Origin of the sequence: Streptomyces sp. YGL11-2, from assembly GCF_050054615.1 — a bacterium.
Lineage (GTDB): Bacteria > Actinomycetota > Actinomycetes > Streptomycetales > Streptomycetaceae > Streptomyces.
Window position 1 is genome coordinate 15,559 of sequence record NZ_JBNHIN010000039.1, and the last position, 16,122, is coordinate 31,680.

General features: G+C 69.2%; 8 protein-coding genes and 1 pseudogene. All 9 read right to left on the reverse strand.

All coding sequences use genetic code 11. The annotated features are described in order from the left end of the window. Window positions 1-37 precede the first annotated feature (37 nt). Window positions 38-6,334: pseudogene (locus tag ACO1BR_RS32045) on the reverse strand (type I polyketide synthase); the annotation flags it as partial. Window positions 6,335-6,342: 8 nt separating this feature from the next. After that, window positions 6,343-7,209, reverse strand: coding sequence for an ACP S-malonyltransferase (gene fabD / locus ACO1BR_RS32050; protein ID WP_426798603.1), 867 nt, complete (start codon window positions 7,207-7,209; stop codon window positions 6,343-6,345). Beyond that, window positions 7,206-7,985, reverse strand: coding sequence for a polyketide synthase (locus ACO1BR_RS32055; RefSeq protein WP_426798604.1), 780 nt, complete (start codon window positions 7,983-7,985; stop codon window positions 7,206-7,208). Before ACO1BR_RS32055 ends, fabD begins: the two co-directional genes overlap by 4 nt. Further along, entirely contained in the window at window positions 7,982-8,689 is a 708-nt protein-coding gene (locus ACO1BR_RS32060) for an enoyl-CoA hydratase/isomerase family protein (RefSeq protein WP_426798605.1), read from the reverse strand. Before ACO1BR_RS32060 ends, ACO1BR_RS32055 begins: the two co-directional genes overlap by 4 nt. A 37-nt stretch (window positions 8,690-8,726) precedes the next feature. After that, on the reverse strand, window positions 8,727-9,962 hold the full coding sequence (locus ACO1BR_RS32065; protein ID WP_426798606.1) for a hydroxymethylglutaryl-CoA synthase family protein: 1,236 nt from the start codon (window positions 9,960-9,962) through the stop codon (window positions 8,727-8,729). Window positions 9,963-9,972: 10 nt separating this feature from the next. Next, window positions 9,973-11,298: a beta-ketoacyl synthase N-terminal-like domain-containing protein gene (locus ACO1BR_RS32070; RefSeq protein ID WP_426798607.1), complete on the reverse strand. Its 1,326-nt coding sequence runs from the start codon at window positions 11,296-11,298 to the stop codon at window positions 9,973-9,975. Then, window positions 11,237-11,488, reverse strand: a complete 252-nt coding sequence (locus ACO1BR_RS32075) for a phosphopantetheine-binding protein (RefSeq protein WP_426798608.1) — start codon at window positions 11,486-11,488, stop codon at window positions 11,237-11,239. Before ACO1BR_RS32075 ends, ACO1BR_RS32070 begins: the two co-directional genes overlap by 62 nt. Then, the gene (locus tag ACO1BR_RS32080; RefSeq protein ID WP_426798609.1) at window positions 11,485-13,224 is read right to left on the reverse strand and encodes a beta-ketoacyl synthase N-terminal-like domain-containing protein; all 1,740 of its coding nucleotides are present in this window, start codon (window positions 13,222-13,224) and stop codon (window positions 11,485-11,487) included. Before ACO1BR_RS32080 ends, ACO1BR_RS32075 begins: the two co-directional genes overlap by 4 nt. Window positions 13,225-15,221: 1,997 nt before the next feature. After that, window positions 15,222-15,965 (reverse strand): N-acetyltransferase, encoded by a 744-nt coding sequence (locus ACO1BR_RS32085; RefSeq protein WP_426798649.1) that lies wholly within the window; start codon window positions 15,963-15,965, stop codon window positions 15,222-15,224. Window positions 15,966-16,122: the final 157 nt, after the last annotated feature.

A 16,122-nucleotide genomic window follows, 5' to 3' on the forward strand; every position in this document is an offset into this window, starting at 1 on the left:
CATGTGTTCTCCTCGGGGTCAGACCGGGGCATTGTGGTTACTCGTTTTCAAGCGCCAGGTCGACGAGCTCGTCGAGCCCGGCCGTGTCGAACTGATCCGGCGGCTGCCCGGTTCGGCGGGGCGGTGTGGCCGAGGGTTGTTCCACCGCGGTGAGTAGGGAGACAAGGTGCTCGCTGAGCGTGTGCGGTGTGGGGTGGTCGAAGACCAGGGTCGGAGGGAGCCGTAAGCCCGTGCTTCGGGCAAGGTAATTGCGCAGTTCGACGGCAGTCAGCGAATCGAAGCCGAGCGCCTTGAAGGTGGTGCCCGGGTCGATGTCGTGCTGGGAGCCGTGTCCCAGCACGGTGGCCACGTGGGAGCGGAGCAGATCCAGCACCTCGGCTGACCGGCGCCCCGGGGCGAGGGCGGCAAGCCGTGCTGCGATCCCGTTGCTGCCACTGCGGGCTTCTGGGAAGGACCTGGCGGTGTGTTGGGCGGGTTGGGCGAGGTGGCGCAGCATGGGCGGCACCGCCGCCGTCCGGTCGGCGTTCCGGAGCGCGGCAGCGTCGAGGCACATCGGCGCCACCACCACTTGGTCGAGGAGCAGGGCGCGGTTGACCAACGTCAGACCGCTCACGGTGGACATCGGGGCGATGCCGGCCCTTTTGATCCTGCTCATCTCGGCGTGACCGAGGTGGCTTGTCATGCCGCTCGGCGGCGCCCATAAACCGGAGGCCAGCGACAACGCGGGAAGCCCGGCCACCCGGCGCCGGTGGGCCAGCGCGTCCAGGAACGCGTTCGCCGCCGCGTAGTTGCCCTGCCCGACAGGCCCCAGAGCGCCTGCTGCGGAGGACACCAGGACGAACGCGGAGAGTTCGTGATCCCGCGTGAGCTCGTGGAGGTGGACGGCGGCATCGATCTTGGGCCGCGACACCACGTCCACGTGCTCGGGCGTCAGTGCGGCGAGCAGCCCGTCGTCGAGAACTCCTGCGGCATGGACCACCGCGGTGAGCGGATGCGCTGGTGGGATGGCGGCGAGGACGGTGGCCAGTTCCTGGCGCACGGCGGCGTCGCAGGCGGCTATGGCCACCCGTGCGCCCATCGCCTCCAGCTCGCATGCCAGTTCGGCGGCGCCGGGGGCGTCCTGGCCCCGGCGGCTGACCAGCACCAGGTGCCGTATCCCGTGGGTGGTGACGAGTTCGCGTGCGATGAGGCCGCCGACCACTCCCGTGCCGCCGGTGATGAGGACCGTGCCCTCGGGATCCCACGCGGTGGGTACGGTGAGCACGACCTTGCCGACGTGCCGGGCCTGGCTCATGTGGCGGATGGCCTCGGGAGCGTGGCGGATGTCCCACGTGCTGATCGGGAGCGGCTGGAACACGCCCCGCTCGAACAGGTCCCTGATCTCGGTGAGCATCTGTCCGATGCGCTCTTCCCCGGCATCGCTGATCAGGTCGAACGCCCGATACACGACGCCGGGATGGTCCTCGGCCACCTGCTCGGGGGTACGGACGTCGACCTTGCCCATCTCGACGAACCGGCCGCCGCGCGGCAGTAGCCTCAACGACGCGTCGACGAACTCCCGCACCAGGCAGTCCAGGACCACGTCGACTCCCCGGGCTCCGGTCGTCGCCAGGAAGTGCTGCTCGAACGCGGTGGTGCGTGAGGAGGCGATGTGATCGTCGGCCAGGCCGAGGGTGCGCAGTGTGTCCCACTTTCCTGGGTGCGCCGTGCCGAACACCTCCGCACCCAGGTGCCGGGCCACCTGGATCGCCGCCATACCGACTCCGCCCGCCGCGGCGTGCACCAGTACGGACTCACCAGGACGGAGACCGGCGAGGTCAACTAGCGCGTAGTACGCGGTCAGGAACGCCGCTGGTACCGAGGCCGCGCGCGGGAACGTCCATCCCTCGGGCATCCGCGTGAGCATCCGGTGGGAGGTCACCGCGAGTGGACCGATTCCCTCCGGTACCAGTCCCATCACCTGGTCGCCCGATGTGAGGTCGTCGACCCCGTCGCCGACCGCCACGACGATCCCGGCCGCCTCCACACCCATCGCCGCGTTGTCAGGCGCCATCCCGAGATGCGCAAGCACATCCCGGAAGTTCAGGCCGGCTGCACGGACCGCCACCCGTACCTGACCAGGCGCCAGGGGGTTGTTGACCTCGGGGCAGGTGACGAGGGCCAGCCCGCCCCGCTCGTCGCTGGCGGGGACGGCCAACCGCCATGGTGTGGTGACCGTCGTCCCTGTCGGAGGCGCGAGCGTCCCCTCCGTCGCGACCGGCAACAGGCGGGGTATAACGGTGGTGCCCGCGCGGATGGCCAGTTGTGGCTCCCCGGTGGCCACGGCATCCGGTAAGACGGCGTACGACGCGTCGGCCGCATCGACGTCCACGAGGACGAACCGGCCGGGGTGCTCCGCCTGTACCGAGCGCACCAGGCCCCATACCGCGGCGTTGGCCAGGTCACGCACGTCCTCCCCAGGCTCGACGGCCACCGCCCGGCAGGTGACGACCACCAGACGGGAGGCCACGACGCGGTCATCGGCGAGCCAGTCGCGCAGCTGGTGGACTGCGCGGTTGATCTCGGCGCGGACATGCTCGGGTGCAGTCAGGTCGGTGGTAGGCCGCAGCCAGAGCACGGTCTCCGGCGCGGGTACGTCCCGCGCCACGCCCTCGGTCAGGCTGCCCAGGTCCGGGTACCTCGGGTGTGCCTGAAGCGCCGGGGACCGGTTCGCGCCGACGATCGCCAACTGTCCGAGGGGGACGAGCGTGGGTGTGAGTGCCGGGCGCCAGGAGACATGGAGCAGCGATCCGGATCCGCCCGCGGACCGCAGCTGATCCGGTGCGACCGCCCGGAGCGCGAGCGAGTCCGCACTGAACACCGGCTGACCGGTGTCATCGGTCACGAGCACCGACACGGAGTTCGCGTCGATCGCACGGAGTCTGGCTCGCAGCGTCGAGGTGCGGGATGCCCGGGCGGTCACTCCACTCCAGGTATAGGGCAACAGAATTGACTTGTCCCCCTGGTGACGGGGCAACAGTCGACCGGCGAGCACGGCGTGCAGCAGCGCGTCGAGCGCGGCTGGCTGCACGGTGAACGACCGGGGGTCGCCGGTCGCGATCTCCGGCACGGTCGCCTCAGCGAGGACCTCCTCGTCGAGCCGCCACACCGCCTGAAGGCCGCGGAACGCGGGACCGTGGTCGAGGCCGGTTTCGCTCAGTCGCCGGTACAGGCCGTCCCAGGACACGGGTACCGCCCCGGCGGGCGGCCAGCTCTCGGCCAGTGCCGCCGGGGCATGCGCGGACTCGTCCCGGCAGAGGACTCCAGTGGCGTGCCGGGTCCAGGTCTCCTCGCCCTGATCGCCGGCGTGTCGGGAGTGAACGGTAACTGTCCGCTGTGCCGTGCCGTCAGATTCCGCGACGATCACCCGCAGTTGGACGTCCTCCTCTGCTGAGAGGGCTAGCGGGGTCTCGAACGTGAGTTCTTCCAGTCGCGCGCAACCGACATGGCTGCCCGCCCGGACAGCCAGCTCGACGAGAGCCGTGCCGGGCAGCACCGCAGTCCCCAGCACCATGTGGTCCGCCAACCACGGATGGGTGCGCAGGGACAAGCACCCCACGAACAATGTCTCGCCGGTGTCGGGACGCTCTTCAACGGCGGCGAGGAAAGGATGGTCCAGCGCGACCGGCCCCTCCGCCTTCGCCACCAGGCTGGCGGGCTCCAGCCAGTGCCGCTGATGCTGGAAGGCGTAGGTGGGCAGCTCGATCCGTTGTGCTCCCGTGCCGGCGAAGACCGCATCCCAGTCCACCGGGATGCCATGCACGTGCGCATCGGCCACGGCCGCCGGGAACCGGCCGCCCTTGTCGTGGTGGAGTGTCGCGATCACCGCTACGTCGCCCCCAGCGTCCGCCGCGGTCTGCTCGATCCCCATGACCAGCACCGGATGCGGGCTGACCTCGATGAAGTGCCGGTGTCCCCGCGCCAGCAGCGCACTGACGGCCGGGGCGAAACGGACGCGCTGCCGAAGGTTGCGGTACCAATAGCCGGCGTTCAGCCCGGCCGTGTCCAGGAGCCCTCCGGTCACTGTGGACACGAGGGGAATCTCGCTGGTGCGCGGCGCGAGGCCGGACAGCCCCGCCAGCAGCGGATCACGGATCGCCTCCACCTCTGCCGAGTGCGCTGCGTAGTCGACCGGAATCCGCCGTGCGTCCAGGTTCGCTGCGGTGCATTCGGCGACGACCTCGTCCATCACCTGCGAGTCCCCGGAGACCACCGTGATCGCGGTGCCGTTGACGGCGGCAATGCGCGCTCGCCCGTCCCACTTACGCAGTCGCGCCTTGACCTCGCCCGGCGGCGCGGAGATCGACGCCATACCGCCCCGACCGGAGCAACGCCGGAGTTCCTTGCTGCGCACCGCCACCACGCGTGCGGCATCGGCAAGGGTCAGCCCCCTGGCGACGTAGGCGGCGGCGATCTCGCCCTGGGAGTGTCCGACGACGGCAGCCGGCCGGACACCGAGCGATTGCCAGACTGCGGCCAGGGACGTCATCATCGCGAACAAGGCTGGCTGGACGACGTCCACCCGGTCCCATTCGACGTCGCCGCACGATCCGCGGACCACGTCGAGCAGTGAGCAGTCGAGCCATGGCCGGAACGCATCAGCGCAAGCTCGCATGTGGTCGGCGAACACGGGCGAGTAGGCCATCAGCTCTCGCCCCATCCCGTGCCATTGCCCACCCTGGCCCGGGAACACGAACACCACCCCTGCACCGTCCTCGCCCGCTCCCAGAGAGGGGTACGCCGTACCGTCGAGGGCGAACCGCTCCAGTTCGCGAGCGAAGCCGGCGGCATCGGCGGCGACCACGGCCGCACGATGCGCGAACGTGGTACGGCTCGTGGCCAGGGACAGCCCGACGTCGGCCACATCCACGTCCGGCCGGGCACGCAGGAATGCCTGCAACCGCTCCGCCTGGGCACGCACAGCCGAGGACGTTCTGCCCGAGAACACCCACGGCACGGGTCGGCTGGGCGAGCAGCGTGCCCGGCTCTCCGATTGCCGTGCCGCCGGAGCCTGTTCAAGGATGACGTGGGCGTTGGTGCCGCTGATGCCGAACGCGGAGACCCCGGCCCGGCGCGGTGCTCGGGTGTCAGGCCACTCGGTGGTGTCCCGCAGTAACCGGACCGAATCCGCCGACCAGTCGACCGCGGGCGACGGTTCGTCCACGTGCAGGGTCCGGGGAAGGACACCGTTCCGGATGGCCTCGACCATCTTGATGACGCCGGCCACTCCGGCGGCGGTGGCGGTATGTCCGATGTTCGACTTCAGCGAGCCCAGCCACAGTGGGCGATCGGCGCGTCGTCCCCGCCCGTACGTGGCGAGCAACGCCTCGGCTTCGACGGGATCACCGGTCCGGGTGCCGGTTCCGTGCGCCTCCACGGCGTCCACCTCGGCGGCGGAGAGTTGAGCATCGTCGAGCGCCCGCCGGATGACCTCTTGCTGCGCCTGGCCGCTGGGCGCAGTCAGGCTGCTCCGCCCGCCGTCTTGATTGACGGCCGAGCCCCGGACAACGGCCAGCACGGGGTGGCTCAGCCGGAGGGCGTCGGCGAGTCGCTCCACCAGGAGCACCCCGACGCCCTCACTCAGCCCCATGCCGTCCGCGGCGGCCGCGAACGCCTTGCACCGTCCGTCCGGCGACAGCGCGTCAAGGCGGGTGAACTCGATGAAGTAGTCAGGGATCGACATCACGGCGGCGCCACCCACCAGCGCCAGCGGGCACTCACCAGTGCGGAGTGACCGGCAGGCCAGGTGAAGAGCCACCAGCGAGGCGGAACACGCCGTGTCGACGGTGATCGCCGGTCCGCCGAGCCCGAACACATGAGAGATACGGCCCGAGTTGACACTTCCCATGTTCCCGGTCACCCAGTGGCCGTGGATGTCCGGGCCCGTGCCGCGCAGGCGTGCCGCGTAGTCCTGGTACGCCGTCGCGACGAAAACGCCGGTGCCGCTGCCCCGGAGTTCGGACGGCAGGATGCCGGCCCGTTCCACGGCCTCCCATGAGGTCTCCAGCAGGAGCCGCTGCTGAGGGTCCATGGCCAGCGCCTCACGCGGTGAGATACCGAAGAACCCTGGGTCGAAGTCCGCCGCATGGTGGAGGAATCCACCGTTCCCGGTGCGTGATCGGGGCTCGCCCGTGGTGTCGGTTGTGGTGAGGGACTCGATGTCCCACCCACGGTCTGCAGGAAACGGCGTGATGACGTCCCGGCCAGACAGCGCGAGCTCCCAGAGGCCGGTGGGGTCGCATACGTCACCGGGGAACCGGCAGGCCATGCTCACGATCGCGATGGGATCGGTCATGGGCTCAGTCATCTCCACCCCTCCTCGCGTTCGGTCCGGATGTGCCGGATCATGCTGGTGAGCACCGTGGACTCGCCGACTTCGACGAACTCGGCGGCGCCCTCGTCGAGCACCGCGCTGACGCACTCCCACCAGCGCACTGTGTGGGTGAGGTGGTCCACGAGCAGTCGTGCGGTGTCCGCGGGCCTGTGGGGCCGCGCGGTGCTGTTGGACCAGACGGGAAACGCGGGTTCGGTGAAGGTGAGCCCGTCGAAGGTGCGCTGGAACTCCAGGGCGGCCGAGCGCATGTAGCGCGAGTGGAACGGCCCGCTGACCGCGAGGCGTGTCACCACGCGAGCCCCGGCCGTAGTCAGTTCCCGTGCCGCGGCGGAAAGATCCTCGTCGGGTCCGGCCAGCACTTGGTGCCGCCGTGAGTTGAGGTTCGCGATGTCGACACCGTCGAGACCGGCTCGCCGCAGGAGATCCCGCAGCTGCTCGGTGGTCGGCCCGACCACGGCGAGCATGCCCCCACCAGCGCACTTGGCGGTGACCGTGGCACGGTGCCGCACCAGGCGGAGGCCGGTAGCGAAGTCGAAGACGCCGGCCGCTTCCAGCGCGTTGTACTCGCCGAGGCTGTGGCCGAGCGCACCGGCCGGCTCGACGTCGCGCCGCTGCGACCGCCAGGCGAGCGCGTTCGCGACGTAGATCGCAGGCTGCGTGAAGCGGGTGTCGGCGAGTCTTTCGGCCGGGCCGTGCAGGCACAAGGCGCGGATCGAGTACCCCAGAACCTCGCTCGCCAATTCGGTCTCCTCGGGGAACCGATCGAACAGGTCGGCACACATCCCGACCTGCTGGACTCCTTGGCCCGGGAAGCAGTAGACGGTTCTCGTACTCATGACTCCACCGCCCACGTCGGATAGTCCGCCTCGATCCGGCGACGGGTCTCGGGCAGGCCCATCAGCAACTCGAAGGTCGTCACCTCGTGCGCGCATGCTTCACGCACAGCGGCCTGGAACCGGGCGGTGCGATGGCGTTTGAGCAGGACCAGCGAGCGGCGGGGCGCGGAGGCGATCTCCTCGGCGATCGCCATCGCACGGTCGTCCACCTCGTCGTGGGGGGCTACCTGTACGGGTACGCCCCGACTGCGCAGCTCGGCGCCCTGGTAGTTGCGTGCGGTCAACAGCATCTCGTTGGCCAGGAACTCACCGAGCCGTGCGCCGAGCACGTAGGTCGCGCCCGCGTTCGGGCTGATCCCGTAGCGCATGAAGTTAGTCCCGTAGCAGGAGCGGTCACTGAGTACGGCGACGTCGGCATACGTGCCCAGCAGGAGCCCGCCGCTGATCGCGTGTCCCCGCATGGCCGCCACCACCGGCAGCGCGCACCGCATGGGGACCGACACGGTCGATTCGGTGCTGCCTACGCTCGCTCCTTCGGTGAGGGCCAGCAGACCCTCCCGTGACAAACCCAGGGAAAACACCTCCGGCAGGCCGGCGAGCACCACGACACGGGTGTCCTCATGCCGTTCCGCCGCGGCGAACTCGCGTGCCAGGCGGGAGAGCAGCCTCTGGCTCAGCACGTTGCGGCGAGCCGCGTCCACCATGCGCAACACCAGCACCCGACCGTGCCGCTCAACCTCCACCAACCCGTCGTCGTTCATCCCTTCGTCGTTCATCCGAGGAGTCCCTCCTGATGCAGGGTGCGGAGACGCTCGGCGACCGACGGTGCCTGCATCCGCTGGACGAGCAGATCCCGCGCGGCGGAGGCCAGTCCGTCGGGTGAGGGAAACGCCATATGGAGATACGACTTCAGCGCCCCGACCACATCCCGGTCCAACCTGCGGAGGCTGACGAGCAACTGGCGCAGGAGCAGCGCGGGATCATCGGTGGCGAAGTCGGCCAGGCCGATGCCCACCGCCTCGTCCTGGCTGATCTCCGCGCACGTCAGGGCGATTCGGCGGGCGACCTGCGGGCCGGTCCGGCGGGCGATGAACGGCAGCGCCATCGCGGGCACCAGGCCGAGTAGCAGCTCCGTCAGCCGGAACCGGGCCGCCGGGCCTGCGACCACGAGGTCGCAGGCAGCCGCCAGCCCGACACCGCCGCCCGACGCCATGCCCTCGACCACCGCCACGATGACCACGGGGGCGTTCGTGAGCCGCTGGAACAGCCGCCACGGCGGCGGTTGGGCACCGTCGGCCCAGCCCGCCGGCAGTTCGGCATCAGCACGCAGGGGCATTCCGGAGCAGAAGACCGGCCCCCGGGCGTGGATCACCAGGGCGACGCACCCGGGATCGGCTTCTGCGGTTTCGAGAGCCGAGAGGAGGCCGCACACCAACTCGTTGTCCAGGGAGTTGTGTTCGCGCCCCAGCCGAACTCTCAAGTTTCCCGCCCCCGGTTCAACGGTCACAGCCTCCCAGTCAGGCATCACGGCCTCCCCACCACTCGTACCGCCGGTGGTAATCGGTGATCCCGGTGAACAGCAGCAGCGGAGCGGAGCACCCGTTCAGCAGCCCTTCACACGGGGCCAGATCGATGGAAGCGGTGCGGGTGCCGAACGCCAGGTGCGCGGAGCGCAATGCGTCGTAGCGTGCGGGGTCGACCTGCCGCCTGGCGTGGAGGGCGTCGTCGATGCCCATGGCCGACACGCGCTGCCGTGCCCGCGTGGGGACCACTACGCTGTAGAACTCCGAACCGCATCCGGAGCCGTAGGAGAACACGCCGATGCGCCGCGCCGAGTCGATCGGGGCGTGCGTGATTGCGCTGATCAGGGCCAGCAGAACACTTCCGGAGTAGGGGTTTCCCACCTGCCGCGCGTATCGGATCGATGGCTCAGCCCGGGTGGCGAAATCAGCCTCCACGTCGAGGCGGTCAGCCTTGCCGAGCCGGCGCAGCAACATCCGGTGCGCTCCCTTCACCATGCCGGGGAAAGGGGTGTGCATGGCCAGCAGATCGAAGGTCGTGACGAAGTCGGCGCCGTCAACCTTGCGCGCGTAGTCGGCGAACGCGCCCTGCAGACACTCCAGATAGGTCATCAGGGACAGGTCGGTGTCCACGATGTCGAAGTCGGGCTTCGGCCGGTAGGCGTCCATGACGTGGAAGCTGTGGAACCCGTTCGCACCGTGGTCCAGTACGGCCACGTCCGGCTGGTCGCTCACCAGGACCGCGATTCCCCCTGGTGCCTGAGCCGGCTCGTGATAGGTCCCGACCTTCGCGACGGGTACGTCGGTGGTCACGACGAGCGCGCGTGCTCCCTCCACAGGGCTGGCAGCTACCACCGCCGCCGCCAACTGGAGTGCTCCCGTGCCCGCGTAGCACGCCTGCTTGACCTCGAGCACCCTGCATCGGCGGCTGAGCCCGAGCAGGTCGTGCACCCAGCTGGACACGGCCTTGCTGAAGTCGATCCCGGATTCAGTGGCCACGAGGACGAGCTCCACCCGCTCACGCTGCTCGGGCGACAGCGCCGCGATGACCGGCTGGGCGGCGTTGACCGCGTACGTCACGACGTCCTCGCACGGCAGGGACACACTGCGCCGGTGCATCATCAAGTTGGCAACGCGGCTGGTGTCCAGACCCCGTGCGGACAGCAGGTCGGCCACGTCGACCCAGGCCAACCCGCAGTAGGCGTTCACGGCCTCGATTCCGACCTGTCGCATGGTCCCTCCGCTACGAGCGCGTGGTGAGGACAAGGGAAGTGTTGATACCACTGAAGGCGAAGCTGTTGGTCAGTGCCACGTCGATCCGGGTTGCTTGTGCTTCCGGTGCGGCATAACGGCATGCGGTGGGGAGCGGGTCCCGCAGTTGGGGGTTCGGATGGCAAAACCCCTCACGCATCTGTACGACCGACGCCACGATCTCCTGTAGGCCGGCCGCGGTCATGGCGTGCCCGGTCAGTGGCTTGGTGGAGTTCACGAGGGGGCGTCCCCGCTCACCGAACACGACGTCCAGGGCAGCGACTTCGACAGAATCACCCGCCACCGTGCCGGCCGCGTGTGCGTTGACGTAGTCGACATCGGCAACATCGACTTCGGACTCGGCCAGCGCGGCCCGCATAGCATCGGCCAGCCCGTCACGGGTGGGTTCGACGCCACGGCGCCCGTCCAGCCGCTGCCCGGTCCCGGCGATGGTCGCCAGCAGAGTGGCGCCGCGCTGGGCGGCTCGCTCGGCGCTCTCCACCACGATGGCGGCGGCGCCCTGCCCGTACACGAAGCCCAGCCGCGACCGGTCGAACGGCCGGCAGGCTCGAGGCGGTGGGTCGTCAGGTTCGGGACAGGCCAGCACCCCGCTCGAGCGGTAAGCGCGGAACTCGAGCCGCGAGAGGTCGGCGAGCGGTGCGACCACCAGACATCCGTCCACAAGGCCGCTGCGCACCAGCCGGGCGCCCTGGATCGCGGCGAGGGTGCCACTGGCGGTGGCTCCTCCCACGGTCCAGCCCTCGCCCCGAACACCCGTCGCCTCACTCACCACTCCGATGACATCGACGTCGGCGTGTGTCAGCACATGGGACGGCGGTAGGCGGTCGGCATCGGTTGTCCGCGTGTAGTAGTCAAGGGCCAGGTTGTTCCCGGCGACGATGAGAGCGGCGCGATCAGCGTCCGCGGCACCCAATCCGGCGGCACGCACCGCCGCGACGGCAACACAGGCGGCGGTCTGGGCGGGCAGCGCACACCGCGCGGTGGCCGTCCGAAGGCGCTGCCCGGCATCGGGGTCCTCGGCCAGGTGACGCAGTGCCCAGCCGGTGACCGTGAAGTCGTCCAACCACGCGCCGACGGCGACGTGCTCACGACCGTCCCGGTTCTCGGGGGTAGTGGTGATCGCGCTGCGTCCACTCCGCAGTGCAGCCGCGAAGCCGGGCACACTGTCCGCGAGCGGGTTGAGCACCGCCATACCGGTTATTACGGGAGCCGATCCCAGCGCAGACACGGGCGGCTCACCGGCGCCGCTGGATGATCTCGGCCAGTTCGCCGAGATCGGTGGCTGCGGCCAACTCATCGTTGGGCACTTCGACACCGAGGTCAGTCAGCGTGGCCACCACGACGTCGAGACGGTCGAGTGAGTTGACGCCCAGTTCCCGCATGGAGCAATCCGGCCGGACGCTGTCGGCGGCCAGGTCAGGGCGAATCGCGAGCAGATGCGTGCGCACGAGATTGAACACATCGTCCGGGGTACCGGCGCTCGTCATTGCCGCTGCCCTGCGTCGGCCAGCTCGGTGAGAAGGTGCTCGGTGAGCAGGCGGCTGCTGGGAAACTGACGCAGCACCTCGGACCGACGCGTCCCGCCGAACCGCTTGTTGATTTTCTGGATGCACTCCACGGCGAGGATGGAGTCCAGACCGAGGTCGTGGAACTGGTCGTCGTCGCCGAGGTCGTCGGGTGGGATCATCAGGACTGCGGCAACGGCTTCCTTGACAGCAGCGAGCATCTCGGCCGGTTCCGGCCCGGGCACCGGGGCGGGCATCGCGTGGTCGACGGGTGTGAGGGTCACCCGAGGCTCTGCGTCCCGTGCCGTGCGTTCAGAGTCGTAGCCACGGTCCAGCCAGTGGGATCGCCCCTCGAACCGGTGCAGCGTGCCGGCTGTCCGCGCGCCCGGCCGGTCGGCGGGATCGGGTGGCTCCCGGAGGATCACGTGGGCGTTGGCGCCGCCGAACCCGAAGCAGTTGACGCCCACGAGCCGTGGTGTCCCGGTGCGCGGCCAGGCGGCGTCACGGTCCGCGAACTGAATGGGCAGACCGTCCAGTTCGAGTGCGGGAGAGGCTGTCGCGAACCCGGGCATGCGGGGTATGCGCCCACGTCGCAGCACGCCGATTCCCTTGAGCAAGCCCAGGATGCCGGCCGCGGATTCGGCGTGGCCGACGTTGGCCTTGACCGTGCCGACCCACAGCCGGCCCTCGGGCCCGGCCATGCTCCCGTGGTCGCGGATACCCAGCCCGTCGACGATCCCGGCGATCTCCGCCGGGTCACCGGCCACCGTGCCGGTGCCATGCGCCTCCAGGTATCCGATCGCCGACCCAGGCACCCCGGCGTCGGCCAGCGCACCGCGGATCAACGACGCCTGCGCCTGCGCACTGGGAGTGGTGAGGGTCGCCGACCGGCCGTCGTGGTTCATCCCCATACCCGCGATGACGGCGTGCACAGGATCGCCGTCCTCGAGCGCCGCGGCGAGGGGTTTGAGTACGACGCAACCCACACCGTCGCCCCGCACGTACCCGTCGGCGGCGGCGTCGAAGCCCACGGACCGCCCCGTGCTCGACAGCACCCCAGCCTGCTGGAGTGTGGCGTGGTAGAACCCGTCGCAGATGATGTTCGCCGCCCCCACCAACGCCATCGAGCACTGCCCGGCCCGCAACGCGGTGACCGCGAGCGTGAGCGCGGTGAGACCGCTCGAACAGGCGGTGTCGACGGTCACGCTGGGGCCGCGCAGGTCGTAGTGGAACGACATCCGGTTGGCGAGGAACGCGTGCAGCGAGCCAGCGAGGGTGTGAGAGCTCACCTGGTTGCGACGCAGCGCCAACTCCCGGTAATCGTACGACGATACCCCGGCGAACACACCGACCGGTTCACCGGCCAGGTCCGTCGGTTCCAACGCGGCGCTCTCCAGCGCGTGCCAGCTTGTCTCCAACAGGGCACGGTGCTGTGGATCCATCGCAGCGGCCGCGGCGGGCTTGATGCCGAAGAAATCCGCGTCGAACCGATCGGGGAGGTCGAGGAGCGCGGCCATGGGCTCGGGGGCCTCGTCCACAGCGGTCTCGTAGCCTGGGACCCGCGCTGTCGACATCGGCGCGATCCGCCGCTCCCCACGGTCGAGGAGATCCCAGAACTCCTCGACCGTGTCGGCGCCGGAGGTGCGGCACGCGGCGCCGATGACGGCGATCTCCCGTTCTTCTCCAGCCCTGTTCCCGTTGCTTCGCGCAGTTACCACGGACACCGCCCTCTGGAGATCTGAGTACATTCCGCGGGCACGGCCCACAACGCACATCGGCGCCGACGGCCATGACGATGTTCCAAACGGTGCTGTCTGCACGATCTCCTGTCCACAACGCCCTGGCGACTCCTCGCCATCTTTACGCCCCCTCAGGAACGCCTGGAAACGGCGGGTCCCATCCAATCCCTTGGAGGCACTCGGCGAGGTGCACACCGCACACCACGCCCCTGCCGGCCTGCCATAACCCGCACGCTGGACTCGTGCCACCGGCCGCCGCCGGGCGGCCGTCGCGGCCTGCATGCCTGGGCTGAACCGGCTCGCCTTCGACCACGGCCGGCCTCGCAACGGGGCCGGAAGTCATCACCCAACTCGAGTACTCCACAACTTGGCAACCCCGACGAAACGACTCCTGCCTGGCTCACCGGGGCTCGACGGAGGTTTCGGCGGCTGGCTTGCCCTACTGCCCTCCAGCCGTGTCAGCATCCGGCAGTCGTCGACTGCCTCCTGGTGGCCACCGAGGGGCCGATTGCGGTATGTGCCGCGCTTGACTGACAGGCTCCCGCCCCTCCGCGCAGGGCATCATCGTGTCCTGCCACCGGCAGCGGGCCAGCCATTGTTCGAACTACCGCGTGGTTGCCGTGGTGGTGGACGACCCGGCGCTCGAAAGCGCCGCGGTCGAAGTCCGTTTTGTGCGCCAAGAGGCTCCGACCGTCGAATACCTCGGTGAGGCGGTGCCCTGCGACGCGTGCGTGCCCCGTGCCGGCCACGGTGTCTTTGGAGCATTTTCAGCGCCCAGAGCCAGGGTGCCGTCAACGGTACCGATGTGATGGGCGGAAGCCTCCTAGTCGGCGCCATGGCGGGGAATTACGCGGCGAGAGGGGCGGCTGCAGATCCTCCTTACCGGTCATAGCTCCCAACGTCTGGCGGGTATCCCGGCTATCCGTTGCCTCAGCCGAACACAGACAAGGCGTCAGCCGTGCAGCCATCGGCTCCCCGGACTTCCGTTGCCCGTCCAGCAGCCCCGGGTGAGGTGCGCCGCGTGCGTCTGGTGATGTGGCCGTAGAGGTTCGCCGAGTGGGTGGTTGGGGCGGTTGGATGTGCGGGGGAACTGTTCCGGGCGCTGGGGCGTCGCGGTAGGGCTCGGTCCGTGTAGGCAGGCTGATCGGCCAGGAGGGCAGCGATCGCGTTTCTTGAGCTCCTTGTTCATCGCGGTTGGCTGACGGAGCCTCGGGCGCGGCCCGCCCGCATCAGACACGAGTGCTGACCCGGACGAGTGATTTACCGGGCGCCTGCGGAGTAGTAGCTTGCAGAAACGAGGTAGAGCTTCCTACGCGGCATGCGGTAGATGTGTGTCGTTCACGCGGGACTACGCCAGCTGTAGCTCACCCCGCATCACCGGCGTGTACGTAAGGTTCAACTCGGTCCTCGGACACACACCCAAAATGCCTGGTCGGTGCGCTGACCAGGCATTTTGCGTATGGACTCGACTGGGCAGTCGACGCGGGGGCGTGCACTCTCCGCAGAGCAGCGCGCTGACCTGGGGTTTCTCCCGGGTGAACCCGTGGGGGTTCGTGTCGGGTTGATGTGAAGATTGTGCGTGTTCAGGACTTGCTTCTCTGCGGTGTCAGGGACCTGACCTGCGCTGTTGTCAGCATGAGTCGTGGGAGTTCATGTCGGTGCCTGACAGTTCGCGAGTCGAGGTCCGCCATTGCTATCGGGCGTGGCTGGTGCGCACGACCTCTGCCATGGAGGCGCCAAGGGCGCGCGGTGAAGGGGTGCTGCGTTTGAAGCTCATCGTGGTCTACGAGTATCCCTGCCCTGCTCCAGCGGAGGGGATGGCACGTAAGTCTCGCTCGCGTAGGTGACAGCGGTGGAGAACCGCCTCCGGGGCCGGCCCGTCGAACCACGCACGGGGAAAACGAACTCCGATGTTCCCATGACGAACTCACGGGCCCAAAGCGGGTCACGTTTCAACCGACGCCGCCAGGCGCTGTTCAGGTGAGGGCGTGCCGGATCCAGACGTTTGGCTCGACGTAGCTCACCACATCGCCACCCGGCAGACAGTTCGCTGGTACAAGCCCGTTCGGCACTCGTACAGGACCTTCGGTCTCAAGGAGCAGACCAGTCCAGCCGCACCACTGCGCGGTAGACCCGACAACCGTCATGGAGCAAGGGGCGATTGAGTCGATCACGCCGCCGGCCCGGACATGGGTGCGCAGCCAGGGGTCGGTGGGCAGGCCGTCCGCTCTGGTGCGCAGTACGTACTCGCGCATCGGGGTATCGGGTTCGAGGTGCTTGTCGGTTGGCCGGACCGGAGCGACCAGTTCGGCGAAGCCGAGGGAGCGTGCGTTCTTTCGCATAGCGGCGAGCAACTCTGCGGAGAGGCCCTGGCCCAGCCGGTCGGCTCGCACAGTGACGTCGATCGCGCTGATGGTGTCCACGGGCGTTCCGGTCCGCCGGTCCCGGAACGCCCAGACCAGTACCTGGTCCCAACCGCCGGCTGGCAGATCGCGGCGCCCCTCTTGGTTGAGGGCAAATGGGACAGTGTGCCCGCGGGCCACCACCGCGCCGTTCGGTTCAGTCACCACGAGGGTGAACTCTGGAAAAACTTGACTGATCTGCCCGAAGTGGGCCCGGCCTACCAGGTCGTTGAGGATGAACTCCGGCCAGGTGTCGGCGAACCAGAGCGCCTCAGCCAACTGCGGCCGCTCGGCAAGGGTGGTGATGATGACGTCCACTCGGCGCAGACTAGCCAGGCGCCGCGGCATCGCCAACCGAGATTCCGCCAAGCGACGCACTGCAGCCTGCCGCACGTTGGTCTGCCCGTAGGTGGCCGGAGAGCGCACCGTCGGCCGCCTGCGGGCGGACCAGTATCGTCGAGCGCCTCTCTGCTTC